Origin of the sequence: Kitasatospora sp. HUAS MG31 (genome assembly GCF_040571325.1) — a bacterium.
GTDB lineage: Bacteria > Actinomycetota > Actinomycetes > Streptomycetales > Streptomycetaceae > Kitasatospora > Kitasatospora camelliae.
This window is the reverse complement of record NZ_CP159872.1, coordinates 3,862,345-3,884,996: the sequence shown is the minus strand read 5'-3', so window position 1 is coordinate 3,884,996 and position 22,652 is coordinate 3,862,345. Positions and strand designations below refer to the sequence as shown.

The window sequence follows — 22,652 nt, the reverse complement described above, 5'->3', positions numbered from 1 at the left end:
CGGCAGCGAGCCGATACCCTGGCCCCTGTCGTCGGCGCGGCCGACGGCAGGGGCCTTCAGGATCCGGACAGACCAGCCGGCAGCGGGTTCGCCGCGCCGAGGGGGAGACAGTGACCATGAGCGAGGACGGCACCGCGGTCGAGGGCCACTCCCTGGGCAACGGCCGGTACGTGCTGCAGCGGCTGCTGGGCCAGGGCGGCATGGCCTCCGTGCACCTGGCGTACGACTCCGTACTGGACCGCCAGGTCGCGGTGAAGACCCTGCACACCGAGCTGGGCCGGGAGTCCTCGTTCAAGGAGCGCTTCCGCCGTGAGGCGCAGGCCGTCGCGCGGCTGCAGCACACCAACATCGTCTCGGTCTTCGACTCCGGCGAGGACGTGGCCGCCGACGGCACCACGACCCCGTACATCGTCATGGAGTACGTCGAGGGCAAGGCCCTGCGGGACGTGCTCAACGAGGCGATCACCGCGCACGGCGCGATGCCCACCGAGCAGGCGCTGAAGATCACCGCCGCGGTGCTCTCCGCCCTGGAGGCCTCGCACGACCAGGGCCTGGTGCACCGCGACATCAAGCCCGGCAACGTCATGGTCAGCACCAAGGGCACCGTCAAGGTGATGGACTTCGGCATCGCCCGCGCGCTGCAGTCCGGCGTCACCTCGATGACCCAGACCGGCATGGTGGTCGGCACCCCGCAGTACCTCTCGCCCGAGCAGGCCCTCGGAAAGAGCGTGGACGCCCGGTCCGACCTCTACTCGGTCGGCTGCATGCTGTTCGAGCTGCTCAGCGGCCAGCTGCCGTTCGACGGCGACTCGGCCTTCTCGATCGCGTACAAGCACGTCCAGGAAGAGCCCCCGGCGGTCTCCACACTGAACCGCGCGGTGACCCCCGCCGTCGACGCGCTGATCGCCCGCGCCCTGCGCAAGGACCCGGCCCACCGCTTCCCCACCGCCGAGGCCATGCGCGAGGAGGTCGAGCGGGTCGCCGGCGCCGAGAAGGGCGGCACCCCGCTGCAGGCCAGCACCCCGCTGGTGATCGGCGAGGGCCCGCGCTCGGTCTCCGCCGCGCCGTCGCTCACCAACTTCCCGCAGGTCGGCGGCGACATCCGGACGCCGACCCCGCAGATCCAGCAGCCCTACCAGCCGGCCCCCGGCCCGCACACCCCGCCGCCGTACGCCCCGCAGACGCCGCCGCAGGCGTACCCGCAGGTGCAGGCGCCGCACACGCCCACCCCGTTCCCGCAGCAGGGCTACCAGACCCCGGCCCCGCAGCCGTACCGGACGCCGACGCCGTTCCCGCAGCAGGCCCCGGTGCCGCAGCCCGGCCCGGCCTTCGCGCCGCAGCCGGCGAACAACAACAGCGGCTGCTCCACCGCCCTGATCGTGGTCGGTGTGATCATCGGCGTCATCGTGCTGGCCTGCATCATCGTGGCGATCGCGGCCGCCTCGGACGAGAACAAGAGCAGCACCTACGGCGCCCCGCGCCCGGCCGTCGTCCTCGACCTCGGGCCCGCGGACGACCGGAGCTGACCCCGGTGCCCCGGATCGCCGGGGCCCCGACGGACAGCCCGACGCGGTAGCGTTCATCGGGGACGGAGCCGACAGGGCGAACCGCGCGCCCATCCGGTGGGCCGGATGCTCGATCGAGGACAGGAGCGATGGCAGACAACGCGCAGCCGGGCGACGGCGAGCAGGACCGCACCCCCCAGGACGACCGTGACGGGGGGACGGCCCCCGCGGCGCCCGCCGGCGACACCGCCGAGACCCGGGTGCTGCCCGGTGGTGTCGGAGGACCGTCCACCCCGTCCCGCGGAACCGCGGCCCCGCTCGGAACCGTCGGCGACGGCCGCTACCGGCTGACCGGCCGGCTCGGCCGCGGCGGCATGGCCGAGGTCTTCGCCGCCCAGGACGTCCGGCTCGGCCGTACCGTCGCGGTCAAGCTGCTCCGCTCCGAACTCGCCCAGGACGACGTCGCCCGGCAGCGCTTCACCCGTGAGGCACACTCGGTGGCCTCGCTCAACCACCACTCCATCGTCGCCGTCTACGACACCGGCGAGGAGCGCGAGGAGAACGGCGAGACCACCCCGTACATCGTCATGGAGCTGGTCGAGGGCCGGACGGTCCGCGAGCTCCTGGTGGACGAGGAGGCGCCGCCGGTCGACCAGGCGCTGATCATCGTCGCCGGCGTGCTGGAGGCCCTCGCCTACAGCCACCGGCACGGCATCGTCCACCGCGACATCAAGCCCGCCAACGTCATCATCACCACCGGCGGCGCGGTCAAGGTGATGGACTTCGGCATCGCCCGGGCGCTGACCGGCGCGGCCACCACCATGACCCAGACCGGCATGGTGATGGGCACCCCGCAGTACCTGTCGCCCGAGCAGGCCCTCGGCAAGACCGTCGACCACCGCTCCGACCTGTACGCCGCCGGCTGCATGCTCTACGAACTGCTGGTGCTGCGCCCGCCGTTCACCGGCGACACCCCGCTCTCGGTGGTCTACCAGCACGTCCAGGACAACCCCGTGCCGCCGTCCCGGGCCGGCGACCGGGTGTCGCCCCAGCTCGACGACCTGGTGCTGCGCGCCCTCGCCAAGAACCCGGACGACCGCTACCAGAGCGCCGACGAGTTCCGCGCCCACCTCCAGCACGCGCTGCGGGAGATGCACGGCGCCGGCGGCGCCGGGTACGCGGCGGGCTCCGCCGCGGCGGCGGCCGCCGCCGCCGGGCTGGCCGCCGCGGCCACCGGCAACACCGGCCACTACCCCGGCTTCGACGGCTCCACCGGCAACGGCACCTCGGTCACCGAGCCGCTCGGCCGCACCCCGGACGGCGGCTCCTCCACCACGGCCGAGATGCCCTACCAGGTCACCTCGCCCTACCAGACCCCCTCGCAGCCCTACCCGGGCGGCGGCGGCCCGGCCGGCTCCGACGGCGGCTACGACGGGTACGGCGGCGACGGGGGCGGGCAGGAGCCCGGCGGCAGGCGCAACCCGTGGGCGTGGGTGCTGGGCGCGGCCGCGATCGTGCTGGCGGCCTCGATCGGCATCGCGCTCGCGCTGAGCGGCGGCGACGGCTCCCACACGCCGACCGTCACGAGCACCTCGACCGGAGCGCCCACCGCCCAGGAGTCGCCGAGCGAGAAGGCCAGCACCGCGGCCCCCAGCCGGAGCCCGAGCAGCACCCGGGCCCCCGAGGTGCCGACCACCGTGCCGACCTTTACCACCACCCGGTCCGCGACGCCGACCCGTTCCGGTTCGCCGACCGCCTCCACCTCGCCGAGCGGCTCGCCCACCGCCAGCAGCAGTGCGTCCAAGCCGCCGACGAACAACCCCAGCACCGCGACGGGCAACCCGGCCCCGAGCTCGCTGAAGCCCACCCTGGGAGGGAACTGACGGAATCCCCACCGAGGGACGCGTGGGGCACCCCCTCTCGCGTCCCTCGGTGCCGGCGCGGTCCTAGTTGGTGAAGGCGTCCAGGACCTGCTCGTACTCCTGGCACCACCAGGTGAGCTGCCCCGCCGAGGCGGGGAAGAGCGGGTCGGCGCGGTGGTCGCCGCGCTGGTAGCGCCACTGGAGCATCCACAGGTCGTTGAGCCGCTCCCACCAGACCCGGTGGACCGCCGCCGCCACCTGCTCCGCGCAGGCCGCCCCGGTGGCGCGGTAGGCGCGGGCGTAGTGCCGCACCCGGCCGAGGTCCAGCACCCCACTCGCCCGGTCGTTGAAGACCAGCGTCGCGGCCCGGACCGCCTCCTCGGCGACCGGGTGCGGGGCGAGCTTGTCCCAGTCGAGGACGGCGGCCACCGCGCGGCCGCGGTAGAGCAGGTTCAGGCCGTGGAAGTCGCCGTGGGTCCAGCCGGTGGGCGGGGCGTCCCCGGGCCCTGGGCGGCGGTGGCGGTGCTCGGCGAGCAGATCGAGCCGTTCGGCGAGCCGCTGCTCGACCAGGTCGTCGAACGGGCCGTGCGGGCGGTGCTCACGGGCCCGTTCCCGTAGGTCGGCGACGAGACGGAGGGTCTCGTCCGGGTCGGCGGAGAGGACCTTCCCGGGTTGGTCCACGGGGGCGCAGACCTCGGCGAGCGCGCCGTGCAGCCGGCCGAGCAGCGTGCCCAGCTCCCCGCACTCCGACGGGTCCAGCTCCGATCCGTGCCGGTGCCCGCCCTCGATCCAGGGGAAGAGGGCGAACAGCCGGCCGCCGTGGGCGGTGACGGTGCGGCCGTCCCGGGCCGGCAGCGGCGGGGCGACCGGGAGGCCGAGGCGGTGGAGGGCGAGGGTGGCGCCGTGCTGGGCGGTGACCGTGGCCCGGCCCGCGGTGGCGTGGTCGACGTAGCACTTCAGGAAGTAGTCGCCGGTTCGGGTGGTCACGCGGTAGCCGCGGTTGAGGAGTCCCTCGGCGACCGGCGAGACGGTCTCCGGCGGGGCGGTCGGGTAGGCGCGGAGCACTCCGGCGACGGCCGCGTGGGCGACCGGCGGGCTGAGGGTTCCGATGGGCGGTGCGGCCACGTCGGGGCGGGCGGGCGCGAGGGAGATGATCTGACCGTGCGTCACACCGAGAGCGTATTACTCGGCGTGATAGCTGCTTGACAGAGAGTCAGATATGTGATTAGCGATGGTGGTCCGCCTGGCGGCGGGCGACGTAGGCGGCGACCTGGGTCCGGCGCTCCATGCCCATCTTGGCGAGCAGGCTGCTGACGTAGTTCTTCACGGTCTTCTCGGCCAGGTGGAGCTCGTTGCCGATCTGCCGGTTGGTCATGCCCTCGCCGATCAGGTCGAGGATCCGCCGCTCCTGTTTCGTCAACTGCGCGAGCCGTTCGTCCTCCTTCCCGCTCCCTTCGCGCAGCCGTTCCAGGACGCGTCCGGTGGCGACCGGGTCGAGCAGGGACCGGCCCGCGGCGACGTCCCGGACGGCCGAGATCAGGTCGGTGCCGCGGATCGCCTTGAGGACGTACCCGGAGGCCCCGGCCATGATCGCGTCGAAGAGCGCCTCGTCGTCGGAGAAGGAGGTGAGCATCAGGCATCGGATCGACGGGTCCTGGGAGCGGACCTCGCGGCAGACGGACACCCCGTCGCCGTCCGGCAGGCGGACGTCGAGGATGGCGACATCGGGGTGGACGGCCGGAATCCTGGCGAGTGCCTCGGCCGCCGTGCCCGCCTCGCCGACGACTTCGACGTCTCGCTCCGTGGACAACAGGTCGTGCACGCCCCGTCGGACCACCTCGTGGTCGTCGAGGAGGAAGACCCTGATTTGTCCGTTTTCCGCCACGGACAAAGCCTCCCATATCCTCGGAGGACGGACCTATCGCTCAAGGCGGTGACCTCAATGAAATCGATGCCGATTACCCCCTTACGCGCAGGCCCGTGCCCGGATAGCGTGCGCAGGTGTCCTGACGGCACCGGTCGAGATCCGCACCACACCAGCGGTTCTCGAGAGGGAACAACTAGGACGTCCTAGCGCAAGCGCGCCAAGGGTCGCGGCTGGGTAACGTTCTCGTGAGGGACGCCGTCGGAATGGGAACACCACCTGCCCCGCAGTTCGGTGCGCATACCCACGCGTGCTTGCGAGGAGGTGACCGGACCGGTCACCGGCGACCCCGGGCGGCCGGACAGACCGAGGAGTGAACGTGACCGTCAAAAGCACGGCGAGGGCGCGCAAGAAGGCGGCCCCCGGCGTCCCTGACAACCGGGCCGGTGTCGCCGCACCGGAACTCGTCCAGCTGCTCACGCCGGAAGGCGACCGGGTCGAGCACCCGGACTTCCCGCTGACGACCACCCCCGAGGAGCTCCGCTCCCTCTACCGCGACCTGGTGCTGGTCCGGCGCTTCGACGCCGAGGCCACCTCGCTGCAGCGCCAGGGCGAGCTCGGTCTGTGGGCCTCCCTGCTCGGCCAGGAGGCCGCCCAGGTCGGCTCCGGTCGCGCGATGCGACCCGGCGACTACGCGTTCCCGACCTACCGCGAGCACGGCGTCGCCTGGTGCCGCGACGTCGACCCGCTGAACCTGCTCGGCATGTTCCGCGGCGTGAACCACGGCGGCTGGGACCCGAACGAGAAGAACTTCCACCTCTACACCATCGTGATCGGCTCGCAGACCCTGCACGCCACCGGGTACGCGATGGGCATCACCAAGGACGGCGCGGACGACGCGGTCATCGCCTACTTCGGCGACGGCGCCTCCAGCCAGGGCGACGTCAACGAGGCGTTCACCTTCGCGTCGGTCTACAACGCGCCGGTCGTGTTCTTCTGCCAGAACAACCAGTGGGCGATCTCCGAGCCCACCACCAACCAGACCCGCATCCCGCTGTACCGCCGCGCCTCCGGCTTCGGCTTCCCCGGCGTCCGGGTCGACGGCAACGACGTGCTGGCCTGCCTCGCGGTCACCCGCTGGGCCATGGACCACGCCCGCAGCGGCAACGGCCCGGTGCTGATCGAGGCGTTCACCTACCGCATGGGCGCGCACACCACCTCGGACGACCCGACCCGCTACCGGCTGGCCGAGGAGACCGAGGCCTGGAAGGCCAAGGACCCGATCCTCCGCCTGAAGGCCCACCTGGACAAGGAGGGCCTGGCCGACGAGGCGTTCTTCGCCGAGGTCGAGGCCGAGAGCGAGAAGCTCGGCCTGCGGGTGCGCGAGGGCGTCCGCTCCATGCCGGACCCGGACCCGACCCTCATCTTCGACCACGTCTACAGCGAGCCGCACACACTGGTCGACGAGGAGCGCGCCGAGTACCTGGAGTACGCGGCCTCCTTCGAGGGTGGGGAGCACAACTGATGTCCGCTCAGCTCAGCATCGCCAAGGCGCTCAACGAGGCGCTGCGCAAGTCGCTGGAGAACGACCCGAAGACCGTCCTGATGGGCGAGGACATCGGTAAGCTCGGTGGCGTCTTCCGGATCACCGACGGCCTGCAGAAGGACTTCGGCGAGGACCGGGTGATCGACACCCCGCTCGCCGAGTCCGGCATCATGGGCACCGCGATCGGCCTCGCGCTGCGCGGCTACCGCCCGGTGGTCGAGATCCAGTTCGACGGCTTCGTCTACCCGGCCTTCGACCAGATCGTCACCCAGCTGGCCAAGATGCACGCCCGTGCGCTGGGCCACGTCAAGATGCCGATCACCGTCCGCATCCCGTACGGCGGCGGCATCGGCGCGGTCGAGCACCACAGCGAGTCGCACGAGGCGTACTTCGCGCACACCGCCGGTCTGCGCGTGGTCACCCCGTCCAACGCGCACGACGCGCACTGGATGCTCCGCCAGTCCATCGAGTCCGACGACCCGGTGATCTTCCTGGAGCCCAAGCGCCGCTACTGGGACAAGGGCGAGGTCGGCGAGGACCCCGGCTTCCCGCTGTACTCGGCCCGCGTGGTCCGCCCCGGTACCGACGCGACGCTGATCGCGTACGGCCCGATGGTCAAGGTGTGCCAGGAGGTCGCCGCCGTCGCCGAGGAGGACGGCCGCCGGCTGGAGGTCGTCGACCTGCGCTCGGTCTCGCCGATCGACTTCGCCACCCTGGAGGAGTCGGTCAAGCGCACCGGCCGCGGCATCGTGGTCCACGAGGCCTCGGTGTTCATGGGCGTCGGCGCCGAGATCGCGGCCCGCCTCACGGAGCGCTGCTTCTACCACCTGGAGGCCCCGATCCTCCGGGTCGGCGGCTACCACGCCCCCTACCCGCCGTCGCGGGTGGAGGAGACCTTCCTGCCCGACCTGGACCGTGTGCTCGACGCCGTCGACCGCGCGATGGCCTTCTGACCCGGGAAGCGACGATGACCACTGAAGTTCGCTCGCTCCGCGAGTTCAAGATGCCCGACGTCGGCGAGGGCCTGACCGAGGCGGAGATCCTCACCTGGTACGTGAAGCCGGGTGACACGGTCACCGACGGCCAGGTCGTCTGCGAGGTCGAGACCGCCAAGGCCGCCGTCGAGCTGCCGATCCCGTTCACCGGCACCGTGGAGAAGCTCTTCTTCCCGGAGGGCCAGACCGTCGACGTCGGTACCCCGATCATCGCGGTGGCCGTGGCCGGCGCGGCCCCCGAGGCCGCTGCGGCCCCGGCGGCGCCCGCCGCCGCCCCGGCCGCCGAGGCCGAGCCGGAGCGCCGCGAGGTGCTGGTCGGCTACGGTCCGCGGACCGGCACCGCCCAGCGCCGGGCCCGCCGGACCACCGCCAAGCCGGCCGCCGCCGCCCCGGCGGCCCCGGCCGCGCCGGTGTACCACGCGCCCGCGCCGACCCCGGCTGCCGCCGTGCCGGCCCCCGTGGTGCCCGCTCCGGCGGCGCCCGGTGACGAGCGCCCGCTGGCCAAGCCGCCGGTGCGCAAGCTCGCCAAGGACCTCGGCATCGACCTGCGGACGGTCGTCCCGACCGGCCCGGGCGGGGTGATCACCCGCGAGGACGTGCACGCCGCCGCCGCGCCCGCACCCGCCGCCCCGGCGGTCGAGGCACCGGTGGCCGTCGAGGTGCCGGTGCTGGCGCCGGCCCAGGCTCCCGCCGCGGCCGGCGACGTCCGGGTGCCGATCAAGGGCGTCCGCAAGGCCACCGCGGCCGCGATGGTCTCCTCGGCCTTCACCGCGCCGCACGTCACCGAGTTCGTGCAGGTCGACGTGACCCGCACGATGAAGCTGGTCCGCAAGCTCAAGGAGACCGGCGAGCTCGGCCAGGGCGTCCGGGTCAGCCCGCTGCTGCTGGTGGCCAAGGCGCTGCTGACGGCGGTCAAGCGGCACCCGGAGATCAACGCCAGCTGGGACGAGGTCGCCCAGGAGATCGTGCTCAAGGGCGCGGTCAACCTCGGCATCGCCGCCGCCACCCCGCGCGGCCTGATCGTCCCGAACATCAAGGACGCCGGCGCCAAGACCCTGTCCCAGCTGTCGATCGCGCTCGGCGAGCTGGTGGAGACGGCCCGCCAGGGCAAGACCTCCCCGGCCGACATGCAGGGCGGCTCGATCACCATCACCAACGTCGGCGTCTTCGGCGTCGACACCGGCACCCCGATCCTCAACCCGGGCGAGGCGGCCATCCTGGCCTTCGGCGCCGTCCGGGAGATGCCCTGGGTGCACAAGGGCAAGGTGGTCCCGCGCCAGGTGACCACCCTCGCGCTCTCCTTCGACCACCGCCTGGTCGACGGCGAGCTGGGTTCCAAGGTGCTCGCGGACACCGCGGCCATCCTGGAGTACCCGAAGCGCCTGATCACCTGGGGCTGACGCCCCGGTGCAGACGGAAGGGCCCCCGCTCCACCCGGAGCGGGGGCCCTTCCCGTACGCGTCAGCGCTTCGCGATCCGGCGCACGCCGTACAGCACCCCGCCGCCGAGCAGGAGCGCGAAGGCGCCCGACACGAAGAGGAACCGGGTGGGGGTGACCGAGCCGGTCTCGGCGAGCTGGGCGGGGGACTGCTCCGCGGCCTCGGTCGTGGCGGCGGCCCGGGTGCCGCCGGTCAGGACGGCCTGCGAGACCGGGGCGGCCTTGGACTCGGCCTCGACGGCCGCGGTCGCGGTGACCGTCGGGGCCGGGGCGGCCGTGCTCGGGGCGGTGGGCGCCTTCGGGCGGGCGATGGCGAGGGTGAAGGAGGCGACGCCCCCGTTGACGCCCCCGCCGGTGTGGACGTCGATCGTCTTCAGCTCCTTGGGCGCCTTCGCCGAGAGGCCGATGCGGAACGTGTAGCGGTGCGCGCGACCGTCCGCCAGCGGCTCGGCGACCGGGGAGGTGTCGGCGCTGAGCGCGGGGTCGCAGCCGGGGGCCAGGTTCAGCCGCTTCCACGTCCCCTGGTGCAGGACCTCCACCGTGACGTGCTCCGGCTGCAGGTTCACCACCCGGTTCGGGTCCGTGCTCGACGGCTCCGACGCGAAGAGGGCGAAGCCGGGCGCCAGGTGCTGGTAGGGCTGGCCGGTGAAGTTGGCCTGCTCGACGCCGACCTCCACCTTGGCGCCGCCGGCGGTGACCGAGGTCGGGAAGGGCGCGATGAAGGAGCTGACCGCGTCCTGGGCGTGGTGCTCGGCCGGCTGGACGGCGGCGGCCGGGCTGTCCGCGCCGCACGCCCAGGCGGGGGTGCCGGCGAGGAGGGGAAGCCCGATACCGAGGGTGAGCGCGGCGGCCGAGGTGGCGAGGGAGTTGCGGACGAAACGGGAGATAACGGGCGCGCGCATGATGGGAAGTCCCCCCGGGGATGACGTGCTGACGGTGTGTAGGTGAAGGCATCCTGCGCGTCGGCCGCCGGCCGCTCCGCTCGTCCCGCCCTCACCCTGATAGACGTCCATCCCCGCCGGGGGTTGCAGGTGGGTCCGAAGAATTTTTCCGCGGGTTTCCGTCCACGGGTCAAGACAGTCGCATGGAGCACCTGCGGACCTGACACCTGCTTGGGGATACTGCTCGGATGGCAGAGCAGACGGCGACCCCGGTCGCGACCACCACCGGCCCCGCGGCCACGGACCGGCCCTCGCTGCGGCGGGACGTCTCGGCGCCGGCCCTGCTGGCCGGACTGGTCTGCATCGCCGTCTCCTTCTCCGGCCCGCTCGTGGTGGTGCTGGCCGCCGCCGGGGCCGGACACCTGGACCCGGCCCGGACCGCCTCCTGGATCTGGGCGGTCTCCCTCGGCAGCGGCCTCACCTGCCTGCTGCTCAGCTGGTACACCCGCACCCCCGTGATCACCGCCTGGTCGACCCCGGGCGCCGCCCTGCTGGTCACCAGCCTCGGCGCGTACCCCTGGCGGGAGGCCGTCGGCGCCTTCCTGCTGAGCAGCGCGGCGGTGGCGCTGTTCGGCTTCACCGGGCTGTTCGGGCGGCTGATCCGGGCCATCCCGGTGGGCATCGTGAACGCCATGCTGGCCGGCATCCTGTTCTCCTTCGGCGCCGGGATCTTCACCGAACTCCATACCGCCCCCGTCCTGGTGCTCGGCAGCTTCGCGGCCTTCCTGGCGGCCAAGCGGCTGGTCCCGCGGTACGCCGTCCCGATCGCGCTGCTGGCCGGCGCCGCACTCGCCGCGGCCACCGTCGGCCTGCCGCTGCACCTCGGCTCCGGCGGACCGGTCCGGCCGGTCCTCACCCTCCCCGCCTTCTCCTGGGCGGCCACCGTCGGCCTGGCGCTGCCGCTCACCCTGGTCGCCCTCGCCTCCCAGAACGCGCCCGGCCTCGCCATCATGCGGGCCTCCGGCTACCGGCCCGACGACCGCCTGCTGGTCGGCGCCACCGGGACGCTCTCGGTGCTGCTGGCGCCGTTCGGCTCGCCCGGGATCAACCTGGCCGCCATCACCGCCGCGATCTGCACCAGCCCCGAGAGCCACCCCGACCCGCGCCGCCGGTACGTCGCCGGGATGTCCGCCGGCGTGCTCTACCTGGTGGTGGGCAGCTTCGGCGGCGTCCTGGTCAGCCTGTTCACCGGACTGCCGCACGCCCTGATCGCGGTGATCGCCGGAGTGGCGCTGCTCGCCTCCTTCCAGGGCAGCCTGGCCGGGGCGCTGGCCGAGGAACACGGCCGGGACGGTGCGGTGGTGACCTTCCTGGCCACCGCGTCGGGGATGAGCCTGTTCGGTATCGGCGCCGCCTTCTGGGGCCTGCTGCTCGGCGTGGCCACCCACCTGGTGATCACCGCCCGACGCCCCGGCTGAACCGGCGAACTCCACTGCCGAGCAGCCCACTTGAGTTGATCGTTCACCGTTCGACGGCCCGTCCCGGCCGGTAGGGTGAGGCCATTCGGCCAGGGGGCGGCGGGAGTTCGGCAGTGAGTGAGCTGGCACAGCGGCACGTCGAGGACACCGTGGCACCGGGCGGGCCGCCGGCCCCCGACCAGGACCGGGCCCTGGGCCCGTCCCGGCTGGCCAGGCGGCGGCGCCTGCTGCTCCTCACGACCGTCCTCGCCGCGGTGGCCGCCGGCGGCGGACTGGCGGCGGCCTCGCTGGTGAAGTCCCCGGCCGAGCGGGCCGCGGACACCGCACCCCCGCCGCCCACCCTGATCACCGCGCCGGTCACCAGCCGGGTGCTCACCCGGTCCACCGTCGTCCGCGGCCAGGTGTACCCGCCGACCCGGTACGACGTCGCCCCCGCCGCCGCGTCCACCGAGATCACCCAGCTCTACCTCTCCGAGGCGCCGGTCAGGGCCGGGGACCAGGTGGCCAACGGGCAGCTGCTCGCCGAGGTCTCCGGCCAGCCGCTGTTCGTCCTGCGCGGCGCCGTCCCCGCGTACCGGGACCTCAAACCCGGCAGCAGCGGCGGGGACGTCACCGAACTGCGCGCCGCCCTGGAGGAGCTGGGGTTCGACTCGGGCAGCGACCCGGAGGGCTCCTACGGGCGCGGCACGGCCGCGGCGGTGACCGCGTACTACCGCAGCCTCGGCTACCGGCCCCCGACCACCGGGCCGGCCACCCAGCAGGCGGTGGACGCCGCCCGCCGCCAGGTGGACGGCGACCAGGCCGCGCTGGACGCCCTCCGCGAGCAGGCGGCCGCGCCCACACCCCCGCCGACCACCCCGGGACGTCCCGGTCTCGACCGCCAACTCGCCGACGCCAGAAGGAAGCTGACCGAGTCCAAGGAGGCGCTGGCGGCCGCCGAGGCGGTGAACGGACCGATGGTGCCGGCCGGCGAGGTGGTCTTCCTGCCCGGCCTGCCGGCCACCGTCACGGCGGTGAACGGCGCGGTCGGCGCACCCGTCTCCGGGGCGCTCCTCTCGCTCACCAGCGGCCCGCTCGCGGTGACCGGCCAGCTCAGCCCCGCCCAGGCCGCCGGGATCACCCCCGGGATGGCGGTGGAGATCCTCTCCGAGTCGACCGGGCGGACGATCCGCGGCACGGTGGCCGACCTCGGCACCCCCGCCACCACCCCGCCGGCCGGCCGGGTGGTGCCGATCGGCGCGGCCGCCGCCGCACCGGCCGGAGCGGGCCAGGGCGGACCGGGCGCGGCCCCGGGCCAGGGCGGCCAGGCCGGACCCAACCAGGCCGGCCAGGTGCCCGCGTACGTGCCGGTGCGGATCACCCCGGCCGAACCGCTGCCGGCCGACTTCAGCGGCCAGAACGTCCGGATCACCGTGCTGCGCGACGCGGCCGCCGCGCCGGTGCTCAGCGTCCCGGTCGCGGCGGTCTCCACCGACGCGTCCGGGCGGACCAGCGTGACCCGGGTGGACCCGGACGGGCAGCGCACCACCGTGCCGGTCGCCGCCGGGGTGAGCGCCGCCGGGTTCGTCGGCGTGACCCCGGCCGACGGCGCCCGGCTGCGCGAGGGCGACCTGGTGGCGGTGGGCCGGTGACCCCGGTCATCCGCCTGGACGGCCTGGCCCGGAGCTTCGCCGGACCGCCCCCGGTCACCGCCCTCCACCCCTGCGACCTGACCGTGGAGCGCGGCGAGTACCTGGCCGTCACCGGCCCCTCCGGCTCCGGCAAGTCCACCCTGCTGCACCTGCTGGGCCTGCTCGACACCCCCACCGCGGGCGGCTACACCCTGGACGGGATCGACACCGCCCGGCTCACTGACCGCGACCGCTCCACCCTGCGCGGCCGGCGGATCGGCTTCGTCTTCCAGTCCTTCCACCTGATCGCCCACCGCACCGCCGAGGAGAACGTGCTGCTCGCCCAGGTGTACAACCGCGCCCCCCGTGCCGAGCGCCGCGCCCGGGCCCGGGCCGCGCTGCGCCGGGTCGGCCTCGGACACCGGCTGGACGCGCTGCCCACCACCCTCTCCGGCGGCGAGCGGCAGCGGGTGGCCATCGCCCGCGCCCTGGTCAACCGGCCCAGCCTGCTGCTCTGCGACGAACCGACCGGCAACCTGGACTCGGCCAACGCCCAGGCCGTGCTGGACGACTTCGACAGCCTGCACGCCGAGGGCTACACCCTGGTGGTGATCACCCACGATCCGGCGGTGGCCGCCCGGGCCGGCCGGACGGTCCGGATCCGGGACGGCCGCCTCGCCGAGGCGGAGGAGGCCTGAGATGGCCCGCGGCGTCCTCGCCGACCCGCCCTCCCGCCTCGGTCCGCGCGACCTGCTCGGCGAGGCCCTGGCGGGCGTGCTGCAACGCCCGGCCCGGTCGGCGCTGACCATGCTCGGCACGGTGCTCGGCGTCGGCGCCTTCGTCGCCGTCCTCGGGCTCACCGCGACCGCCTCCGGGCAGATCGGCGACCGGTTCAACCCGACCCGGGCGACCACCGTCACGGTGGTCGACGACCCGCCCGGGGACGGCCTCCCGCCGGGCGCCGCCCCACCGGTCGGCTTCCCCGAGGACGCCGACACCCGGGTCGCCCGGATCGACGGCGTCACCGCCGCCGGTGTCTGGTGGCGGATCCCGTCCGAGGGCCTGCGGATCGCCGCCACCCCGACCGGGGACGGCACCGCCGGGCAGGGCCTGTCGGTGTACGCGGCGACCCCGGGCGCGGTGGCGGCGATGCGGCCGACCCTGGCCGCCGGGGTGAGCCTGGACGCCTACCCGCAGCAGGCCCGGCTGCCGGTGGTGCTGCTCAGCCAGGCCGCCGCGGCCCGGCTCGGGGTGTCCCGGCTGGACGCCCAGCCGGCGGTCTTCGTCGACGGCCTGCCCTACACCGTGATCGGGATCTACCGGGATGTGGAACGGCTGCCGGACACCCTGCTGGGCGTGGTCATCCCCACCAGCACCGCCCTGGACCGGTTCGGCAACCCCGGGCCCGGCGAGGAGCGGGCCGCCCACCTGCTGGTCGCCACCCGGATCGGCGCGGCCCGGACGGTCGCCGCCCAGCTGGCCCCCGCCCTGCGGCCGGACGCGGTGAACCGGCTCACCGTCACCGAGCCGCCGGACCCGCACGCCCTGCAGGACCGGGTCGCCTCCGACCTGACCGGCCTCTTCCTCGCCCTGGCCGCGATCTGCCTGGCGGTCGGAGCGGTCGGCATCGCCAACACCACCCTGGTGGCAGTGCTGGAGAGGACCGAGGAGATCGGCCTGCGCCGGGCGCTCGGCGCCCGGACCCGGCACATCGCGGCGCAGTTCCTCACCGAGTCCACCGCCCTCGGCACGCTCGGCGGGCTGATCGGCACCGCGCTCGGCACCCTGGTGGTGGTCACGGTGGCCGCCGCCCGGGACTGGACCGCCGTGCTGCCGCCGCTGGCCACCCTGCCCGCGCCGCTGATCGGCAGCGTGGTGGGTCTGCTGGCGGGCCTCTACCCGGCCGTCCGGGCCGCCCGGACCGACCCGCTGCGGGCGCTGCGCTCCGGCTGACCCGGTCCGGTCGGCCGACACCGGGCCGCCGGTCCCGCCACGGCGTACGGACGGTGTGCCGACGGGCGCACGGGGAGCGCACGGCGGCGTGTCCGGTGTACGCCGGTGGGGGGAGATCCGGTGGCGAACCGTTGTTCGGTCACCGGATCCGGGTACGTCTCCGCGACCCTTCACCCGGGCGCTCGGCCCGGGTGACCGGAGCAGCGAGGACGTCCCCGAGATGCCGTCTGGCAAGCCCGGTCGTTTCGTACCGAGCGCGACAGCGCTGGTCCTGCTCTCAGCCGCCGCTCTGCCGGCCGCCCTGGAGCTGGCCGGCCCCGCGCCCTCCAGCGTCATAGGCCCGCCGGCGGAGCCCCTGGTCGACCGGGCCGCCCCGCCGGGCGCCGCCGCCCCGGCCGACCTGCGGGCCCCCGGCACCGCCCCGACCGTCGACCTCAAGCTCTCCGGGGACCCGGCCAACCGGATCACCCTGGTGCTGCTGGGCGACGGCTACACCGACAGTCAGCAGGGCCTGTACCGCGAGCAGGCGGACCGGGCCTGGCGGGCCCTGATGGAGATCGAGCCGTTCCGCACCTACCAGGGCTTCTTCAACATACGGCGGGTCGACGTGGTGTCCACCGTCCCCGGGATCGCCGAGACCGAGCCCGACGCCGGCTCCGGGGCGCCGTCCACCCCGCTGGGCATGCACTTCTGGTGCGAGGGCACCGCCCGGCTGCTCTGCGCGGACGAGGACGCCACGGCCCGGCTGGCCGGCGCGGGCGACGGCCCGCAGTACCTGATAGCCCTGGCCAACTCCACCGAGTACGGCGGCGCCGGCGGCACCGGGGTGACCACCCTGGCGGGCGGCAGCCCGGACGCCGGGCGGATCATCCAGCACGAGATCGGGCACACCATCGGCGACCTCGGCGACGAGTACGACAGTGCCCCCGAGGACTCCGACTACCCCAACCTCGCCGAGGTGGACGCGGAGGAGATGCGCCGGACCCGGGTGAAGTGGTGGCGCTGGCTCGACGCCCCCTCGCCCGACGGCGGCAGCCCGATCGGCGCCTACCGGAGCACCAACGGGCTGTACCGCCCGACCGAGGACTCCGTGATGCGCACCCTCGGCGGCGTCTACAACCTCCCCTCCCGAGAGGCGATCCTGGAGCAGATCTACCGCCGGGTGAAGCCGATGGACACCCCCTCCCCGCCGCCCGGCGAGGTCCCCGGACGTCCCAAGCTCCAGGTCAACCCGCTGCGGCTGACCGGGCAGCGGCAGCTCCAGGTGGACTGGACGGTGGACGGCCGGCCGGTCGAACCCACCTCGCCGGACCGCACCTGGCTGGACACCGCGCTGCTCGCGATCGAGCCGGGCCGGCGGGTCACCGTGACGGCGACCGTCCGGGACACCACCGACTGGCTGCGCGACGAGGAGTTCCGCGACCGGTACATGACCCGGACGGTGAGCTGGACGGTCGCCGGCTGAAGGCCCCGCGGCCCCGGAGGGCCCGAGGGTCCCCGTCGAATAGATCATTTGATGGGATGACTAGCCTGGGGTCACTATGACCGTGGACCCCGCCAGCGCCGCCCGCCCCGTCCCCGTACCCGGTCCGCGGCCGCAGCTCGGTCCGGTGCCGCCGGGCGGCCGTGCCGCGTGGACCGCCTGGGCGATCGGCTGCACCGTGTACGTCCTGGCCGTGGTGCACCGCACCAGCCTCGGCGTGGCCGGGCTGGACGCCGCCGAGCGGTTCGGGATCGGGGCCTCCGCGCTCTCCACCTTCTCCATCCTCCAGGTGCTGGTCTACGCGGCGATGCAGATCCCGGTCGGGCTGCTGGTGGACCGGTTCGGGCCGCGCCGGGTGCTGCTGCTCGGCGTGCTGCTGATGAGCCTCGGGCAGCTGGCCTTCGCCCTCGGCACCTCCTTCGGCCCGGCCCTGGCCTCCCGGGCGGTGCTCGGCTGCGGGGACGCGATGACCTTCATCAGCGTGCTCAGGGTGGCCGCCCGCTGGTTCCCGCCGGCCCGGAACCCGCTGCTGGCCCAGCTCACCGGACTGGCCGGGATGGGCGGCAACCTGGTCACCACCGTGGTGCTGGCCGAGGCCCTGCACCGGGAGGGCTGGACCTTCACCTTCGGCACCATCGCGCTGGCCGGGACCGGAGTGTTCGCGCTGGTGGCGCTGCTCCGCGAGGGCCCGGCCCCGGAAGGCCCGGGCCGGGGCCCGCAGCCGGGGCGGCGGCTGTCCGTCCGGCGGCAGATCCGGGACGCCTGGAGCGAGCCCGGCACCCGGCTCGGCATGTGGGTGCACTTCACCACCGCCTTCCCGGCCGCCGCCTTCGGCCTGCTCTGGGGCCTGCCGTACCTGGTGGAGGCCCAGGGCCTGTCCCGCGGCGCGGCGGGCGGGCTGCTGACCCTGCTGGTGGCCAGCAACATGGTCTTCGCGCTGGTCTTCGGACGGCTGGTCTCCCGCTCCGCGGCCCTGCGGATGCCGATCGCGCTGACCGTGCTGGGCGCCACGGCCGGCTGCTGGGCCGTGGTGCTGGCCTGGCCCGCCGGACGCCCGCCGCTCGGGCTGCTGGTGGTCCTGCTGGTGGTGATGGGCACCAACGGGCCCGCCTCGCTGATCGGCCTGGACTACGCCCGCGCGTACAACCCGTCCGAGCGGCTGGGCACCGCCTCCGGCATCGCCAACATGGGCGGCTTCATCGGCTCGACGATCACCCTGCTCGGCATCGGGATCCTGCTCGACCTGCTGTCGGGCGGAGCGGCGCACTCGGCCGCGGCCTACCGCTGGGCGTTCTGCTGGCAGTTCGTCCCGCTGGCGGTGGGAACGGCGATGATCCTCCGGCTGCGCCGGAGGATCAGCTGACCGCGGCCCTTCGGAGCCCGCCGGCTCAGGGGGTCAGCGCGAAGTGGGCGAGCACCCGCGCCGCCAGCTCGCCGTCCCCGTCGACCCGCAGCCGGCCCGCCACCGCCTCCGGACGGACCCGGCCGCAGGCCAGCCGGACGTAGGTCTCCCAGTCCATGGACAGCTGGAGGTCGGGCGCCAGGTGCACCGACTCCTCCATCGCGCCCCGGCCGTTGGCGTCCACCCGGACGGTGCGCAGGAACTCCAGCGGCCCGGTCACGTCCAGCGCCACCGTGGTGCCGGCCGGCGCCCCCGCCAGCCGGGCCACCACCCTGGGCAGACCCTCCAGCAGGTAGTCACGGGTCACCTGCGCGGCGGGCGAGCCCAGGTTGCCGGGGAGGCCGACCGCCCGGCGCAGGTCCTGCTCGTGCACCCAGACGTCGAAGGCGCGGTTGCGCAGCAGCTGGAGGTAGGTGATGTCGCGGGAGAGCGGGCCGGCCGGCCAGCGGACCAGGTCGCCCGGCCCGTACTTGGCGTTGCGCAGGGCCCGGCAGCGGCGGATGACGGTGTACTCCAGCTCGCTGACCACCTCGACCGGCGTGTGGCAGCGCCGCTTGTCCACCGGCAGCTCGATGTACCGGGCGTACTCGCTGGTGACGTGCCGCAGGTCGCGCGGGAGCGCGTGGATCGGGCGCGGGTCCCCCAGCAGCTCGGACTCGACCGCGATGATGTGCGAGACCACGTCGCGGACCGACCAGCCCGGGCACTCGGTGGCGCGGTTCCAGGAGTCGGTCGGGAGGGCGGCGATCAGCTCCGCCACCGACTCGATGGACTGGGCCCACGCGTCGGTGTAAGCCTGCACGGTCTGGTTGTCCGTCACGGGAATCTCGGCCCTCCGTCAGCTTCCGTCCCACCCGCCGGGAGACCTGGCGACCTCCGGGCACGGGCGCTACCCGCACGTTACGCTGCCGGGTGACAGCAGGGCAGCGCTTTCGGGTGATGATCGTAGGACTCTTGTCGTGGACGGTGGTACTGTGCGCGCTTCATTGATCCAACTCGCGGTCTCCGAGGCCGAACCCGCCGACGAGCGACGGGCCCGGGCGGCGGCGCTGGTCCGTGCCCAGCGGGGTGCCGACCTGGTGGTCCTCCCCGAGCTGTGGGCGCTCGGCGGCTTCGCCTACGAGGCCTGGTCCGAGGGCGCCGAGCCGCTGGACGGACCGACCGCGGACACCATGGCGGAGGCCGCCCGGGCGGCCGGCGTCTGGCTGCACGCCGGTTCGATCGTCGAACGCGACCCGGACGGCCCGATCTACAACACCTCGCTGCTCTTCGCCCCGGACGGCGAGCTGGTCCGTACGTACCGCAAGATCCACCGCTTCGGGTTCGACAGCGGCGAGGCCGTGGTGATGGGCGCCGGGCAGGAGATCGCCACCGCCGCCACCGACCTCGGCGTGATCGGCCTGGCCACCTGCTACGACCTGCGCTTCCCCGAGCTCTTCCGGGCCCTGCTGGACGCCGGGGCCGAGCTGCTGGTCGTCCCCGCGGCCTGGCCCGAACGCCGCCGCGAGCACTGGAGCCTGCTGGCCCGGGCCCGCGCGGTGGAGGAGCAGGCGTACGTGCTGGCCTGCAACACCGCCGGCACCCACGGCGGCGTCGAGCAGGCCGGGCACAGCGTGGTGGTCGACCCCTGGGGCCGGGTGCTGGCCGAGGCCGGCGCCGGGGAGGAGGTCCTCACGGTGGAGTTCGATCCGGCCGAGGTGGCCAAGGCCCGGTCCGAGTTCCCGGTCCACCGCGACCGGCTGCTCGGCATCCCCGCCCCGGTCCGGCGCTGAGTGGCGCTGCGCACAGCGGGGCGCGGGGGGCTGGGTCCGGCTTGACGCGGTTGTGTACCCTGTGGGCGATTTGGGGAAGGTGAGCCCGAGTCGCGTTTTCGCCGGCCGGACTCCGCCCGGCCGGGAGAGGGGTGGCCGTGGGGGAGTACGGTGGCGGCCGTTCCGCGATCAGGCGCAACAGCCTCCGGGAGCAGATCGCCGAGGCGCTCCGCGAGGAGATGATGGCCGGCCGGCTCCCCGCCGGACGGAACTTCACCGTCAAGGAGATCGCCGATCTCTACGGGGTCTCGGCCACCCCGGCCCGTGAGGCCCTGGTCGACCTCGCCGCCCAGGGACTGCTCCGCACCGAGCACCACCGCGGCTTCACCGTGCCCGAGTTCACCTGGGACGACTTCCTGGAGATCTCCGAGGCGCGGACGCTGCTGACCGACAACGCGATCCGCCGGCTGCACGCCAGGATCGCCCACTACGACTGGGCCCGGCTGCCCTCGCTGCGCCGCCGGGCCGTCGCCGCGTCCCGCGCCTCCCGGGCCGGACAGCTGGACGTGCTGGTCGGCTGCGACCTGAGGTTCTGGCAGGAGGCCGCGGCGCTGCTGGGCAACGAGCGGATCGCCGGCTACCTGGGCTGGCTCAGGGTGCAGTCCTGGATGTTCGCCGCCCCGCACCTGCGGACCGCGGGCGACCTGCGCGGGGTCTGCTGGGACCGGCACGGCGAGCTGGTCGACCGGATCGAGGCCCGGGACCCGGCCGGCGCCCACCAGGTGGTCAACGACTACAACCTGTTCACGGTCGAACTGATGGCCAGGATCACCGGGAACCCGCTGGAGACGGTCGAGATCATGCCGCTGCTGCGGGAGACCGCGAACCCGGCACCGGCGGTCCCGCCGACCGCGGGCCCCGCGGAGGCCGTCCCGCCGACCGCTCCAGTGACCGCGCGGGCGAGCCGGTCCGAGGACCCGGCCGGGCCGGGGGGCGAGCCCGACGCCGGGAGCGTGGCCGACGCCGGCCTCGGCCGGGTGCCGTTGCCGAGGTTCGTCCCGCCGGGACGGTTCGGGCGCCCGTTGCGGCCGGTGGCACCCCTTCGGCCGGAGGGCGGGCAGCCCGGCGCGGGCCGGTAGGGTAAGCCGTCATTGCCCGCCCCGTGCACGGCGCCGACCGACCGGCGCCCGCCCCTCCAGGAGAGGATGAGCCGGCTCATGGCCTGCGACCTCTGGCTCGTCCCGCTGGTGGACGTCCTGACCCACAGCCCGGAGAACCCTTTCCGCGAGGACCTCGGCCGCTACAACGCGGTGCTGGCCTCGCACGGCCTCCCCGAGGTGCCGATCCACCCGTACGTGCCGGGCTTCACCGGGACCGTGGAGCCGATAGCCGCCTTCGACTACGACTCCCTGCACTTCCTGCGCCGGGCCTACATGCTGGGCATCACCGGCTTCGAGATCACCCCGGTGGACGCGCTCGGCGGCGACTACGAGCAGCTGCTGGAGATGTTCGAGTCCACCGCCGAACAGTCGCACCTGGTCTGGCACTTCGACCACGCCGGGGCGTACGTTCCGGTCGACTTCCAACTCCCGCTGGTGGAGGACGAGTTGCTGGCAGCCGGCGGGCCGCTCGGCTCCTCGTACGGACTGCTGCGCGAACTGAGTGCGGTGGCACCGGTGTTGGGGATCGACGTGCTCAACCCACCGGCGCCGACCCGGCCGCTCGGCCCCACCCAGCTGGAGCAGCCGTTCGGGCCTCCGCTGGACGACTTCCACCCCTACGCCCGCGAACGCCACGCCTGGGCCGGCCTGTTCGCCGCCGCCACCCGCAGCGTCACCCAGGGCTCGATGGTGGTCTTCGCCTGACGGCCGCGCCCCCCGCGCCGCCGTCCGCCTGCCGTCCGCCTGCCGTCCGTCGCGCCGCCTGTCGCCCCGCCCGGAGCGGCGAGGCCGGTGGCACTACCGCAGCGGGCCCTCCGGCGGGCGCTGGCGGGGCATGGTGGGCCGGGTGCCGGGCGCCGGGAGGACGCGCACCTGGGCGCCGGCGCCCTCGGTCCGGCTGCCCCAGGGGCCCGGTGCCTGGGTCGGCAGCTGGCTCATCCCGGCCCGGAACTCCAGCATCCACTCCGAGGTCTCGCAGCGGACCAGGTCCGACACGTCCTCGCAGAACCGCCGCAGCACACCGAGGCAGCGCTCCGCCGCCTCGCCCGCGGTGCCCTCGGTCGGGCCGAGCACCTCCCGCACGCACTCCGACGCCCAGTCGAACTGGAAGGCCTCCAGGCGCCGTTGGAGTGCCTGCGAGGTGGAGACGTCCCGCATCCAGCCGGAGGTCAGCCCGAACACCCGGTCCGCCGCCAGGCAGGCGCCGGACAGCGCCAGGCCCACGTACCCCCAGGTGGCGGCCAACTGCGGAACCCCGGCCAGCGAGACCAGCGGCACGGTGGCCCCGGCGACCGCGAACGAGGCCGCGCCGAACCGCAGCAGCCGCGCCCAGCGGCGCTTCCACACCCGGTCCCGGCGGTACCAGTCGATCGCCTCGACCGCACGCTCCTCGGACCAGCGGTAGAGCTCCTCCAGCCGCTCGGCCGGCTCCCCCCAGTCCCCGAGCGGGAACTGACGTGCACTCAGATCGGTGCGGTGGCGGGTGGGCGTCCGCCCGGTGGCGGGCAGGGGCGGCTGGTCATCGTCGCCGACGTCCTTGCCCCAGGGGCTCTCCTCGGGCTGCATTTCCGGCTGACTCACCTGTGGCGCTCCCTGTGGCGGGGTGACTGCGGAGGCCCGGCGGGCAACCGGGACTGACGGTGCATCCAGCTGACGCCGAGTCGGTTCGGATGGAGCGTCGAGCTGATTGTGCGTCGGACCCGCAGTTCCGCGGGCGGTCCGGA

19 protein-coding genes are annotated in these 22,652 nt (G+C 74.3%); 14 read left to right on the top strand and 5 right to left on the bottom strand.

Annotated features, from left to right (window positions below; all coding sequences use genetic code 11):
- Positions 1-116: 116 nt before the first annotated feature.
- Both ABWK59_RS17590 and ABWK59_RS17585 read left to right on the top strand, forming a co-directional pair.
- Positions 117-1,526, top strand: coding sequence for a protein kinase domain-containing protein (locus ABWK59_RS17590; protein ID WP_354641538.1), 1,410 nt, complete (start codon positions 117-119; stop codon positions 1,524-1,526).
- Positions 1,527-1,654: 128 nt separating this feature from the next.
- The gene (locus ABWK59_RS17585) at positions 1,655-3,388 is read left to right on the top strand and encodes a protein kinase domain-containing protein (protein WP_354641537.1); all 1,734 of its coding nucleotides are present in this window, start codon (positions 1,655-1,657) and stop codon (positions 3,386-3,388) included.
- 63 nt (positions 3,389-3,451) lie between these two features.
- Here the strand turns inward: ABWK59_RS17585 and ABWK59_RS17580 are convergent, their stop codons facing one another.
- On the bottom strand, positions 3,452-4,537 hold the full coding sequence (locus ABWK59_RS17580) for a phosphotransferase enzyme family protein (RefSeq protein WP_354641536.1): 1,086 nt from the start codon (positions 4,535-4,537) through the stop codon (positions 3,452-3,454).
- A gap of 55 nt (positions 4,538-4,592) precedes the next feature.
- On the bottom strand, positions 4,593-5,252 hold the full coding sequence (locus ABWK59_RS17575) for a response regulator transcription factor (protein WP_354644989.1): 660 nt from the start codon (positions 5,250-5,252) through the stop codon (positions 4,593-4,595).
- A 358-nt stretch (positions 5,253-5,610) separates the two neighbouring features.
- Between ABWK59_RS17575 and pdhA the strand changes: the two genes are divergently transcribed.
- The 3 genes from pdhA to ABWK59_RS17560 are packed head-to-tail and all read left to right on the top strand — an operon-like array spanning position 5,611 to position 9,172.
- Positions 5,611-6,756, top strand: coding sequence for a pyruvate dehydrogenase (acetyl-transferring) E1 component subunit alpha (gene pdhA, locus ABWK59_RS17570; RefSeq protein WP_420492797.1), 1,146 nt, complete (start codon positions 5,611-5,613; stop codon positions 6,754-6,756).
- A complete protein-coding gene (locus ABWK59_RS17565) occupies positions 6,756-7,730 on the top strand; it encodes an alpha-ketoacid dehydrogenase subunit beta (protein ID WP_354641534.1) in 975 nt (324 codons plus the stop codon). Before pdhA ends, ABWK59_RS17565 begins: the two co-directional genes overlap by 1 nt.
- Positions 7,731-7,744: 14 nt before the next feature.
- A complete protein-coding gene (locus ABWK59_RS17560; protein WP_354641533.1) occupies positions 7,745-9,172 on the top strand; it encodes a dihydrolipoamide acetyltransferase family protein in 1,428 nt (475 codons plus the stop codon).
- 61 nt (positions 9,173-9,233) lie between these two features.
- Here ABWK59_RS17560 and ABWK59_RS17555 read toward each other — a convergent pair whose 3' ends face one another.
- Entirely contained in the window at positions 9,234-10,112 is an 879-nt protein-coding gene (locus ABWK59_RS17555) for a hypothetical protein (RefSeq protein ID WP_354641532.1), read from the bottom strand.
- 227 nt (positions 10,113-10,339) lie between these two features.
- Here ABWK59_RS17555 and ABWK59_RS17550 point away from each other — a divergent pair, with 227 nt between their 5' ends.
- From ABWK59_RS17550 to ABWK59_RS17525, 6 genes are all read left to right on the top strand, one after another.
- Positions 10,340-11,569: a benzoate/H(+) symporter BenE family transporter gene (locus ABWK59_RS17550; RefSeq protein WP_354641531.1), complete on the top strand. Its 1,230-nt coding sequence runs from the start codon at positions 10,340-10,342 to the stop codon at positions 11,567-11,569.
- Positions 11,570-11,682: 113 nt separating this feature from the next.
- Complete coding sequence (locus ABWK59_RS17545) at positions 11,683-13,200, top strand: peptidoglycan-binding protein (protein WP_354641530.1); 1,518 nt, start codon at positions 11,683-11,685, stop codon at positions 13,198-13,200.
- A complete protein-coding gene (locus ABWK59_RS17540; RefSeq protein ID WP_354641529.1) occupies positions 13,197-13,877 on the top strand; it encodes an ABC transporter ATP-binding protein in 681 nt (226 codons plus the stop codon). The genes ABWK59_RS17545 and ABWK59_RS17540 overlap by 4 nt, the downstream gene beginning before the upstream one ends.
- A 1-nt stretch (position 13,878) precedes the next feature.
- On the top strand, positions 13,879-15,132 hold the full coding sequence (locus tag ABWK59_RS17535; RefSeq protein WP_354641528.1) for an ABC transporter permease: 1,254 nt from the start codon (positions 13,879-13,881) through the stop codon (positions 15,130-15,132).
- A gap of 220 nt (positions 15,133-15,352) precedes the next feature.
- Positions 15,353-16,597 (top strand): M64 family metallopeptidase, encoded by a 1,245-nt coding sequence (locus ABWK59_RS17530; protein WP_354641527.1) that lies wholly within the window; start codon positions 15,353-15,355, stop codon positions 16,595-16,597.
- Positions 16,598-16,673: 76 nt separating this feature from the next.
- Positions 16,674-17,978 carry an MFS transporter gene (locus tag ABWK59_RS17525; protein WP_354641526.1) on the top strand — a complete coding sequence of 435 codons (1,305 nt, stop codon included), beginning with the start codon at positions 16,674-16,676 and terminating at the stop codon, positions 17,976-17,978.
- A 25-nt stretch (positions 17,979-18,003) separates the two neighbouring features.
- Here ABWK59_RS17525 and ABWK59_RS17520 read toward each other — a convergent pair whose 3' ends face one another.
- On the bottom strand, positions 18,004-18,837 hold the full coding sequence (locus ABWK59_RS17520) for a maleylpyruvate isomerase family mycothiol-dependent enzyme (RefSeq protein WP_354641525.1): 834 nt from the start codon (positions 18,835-18,837) through the stop codon (positions 18,004-18,006).
- A 154-nt stretch (positions 18,838-18,991) separates the two neighbouring features.
- Between ABWK59_RS17520 and ABWK59_RS17515 the strand changes: the two genes are divergently transcribed.
- From ABWK59_RS17515 to ABWK59_RS17505, 3 genes are all read left to right on the top strand, one after another.
- Complete coding sequence (locus ABWK59_RS17515) at positions 18,992-19,789, top strand: carbon-nitrogen family hydrolase (RefSeq protein ID WP_354641524.1); 798 nt, start codon at positions 18,992-18,994, stop codon at positions 19,787-19,789.
- A gap of 137 nt (positions 19,790-19,926) precedes the next feature.
- Positions 19,927-20,907 (top strand): GntR family transcriptional regulator, encoded by a 981-nt coding sequence (locus tag ABWK59_RS17510; RefSeq protein ID WP_354641523.1) that lies wholly within the window; start codon positions 19,927-19,929, stop codon positions 20,905-20,907.
- Between the two features lie 78 nt (positions 20,908-20,985).
- Positions 20,986-21,633 carry a hypothetical protein gene (locus tag ABWK59_RS17505; protein ID WP_354644988.1) on the top strand — a complete coding sequence of 216 codons (648 nt, stop codon included), beginning with the start codon at positions 20,986-20,988 and terminating at the stop codon, positions 21,631-21,633.
- Between the two features lie 93 nt (positions 21,634-21,726).
- Here ABWK59_RS17505 and ABWK59_RS17500 read toward each other — a convergent pair whose 3' ends face one another.
- The gene (locus tag ABWK59_RS17500) at positions 21,727-22,509 is read right to left on the bottom strand and encodes an SLATT domain-containing protein (protein WP_420492796.1); all 783 of its coding nucleotides are present in this window, start codon (positions 22,507-22,509) and stop codon (positions 21,727-21,729) included.
- Between the last annotated feature and the right edge of the window lie 143 nt (positions 22,510-22,652).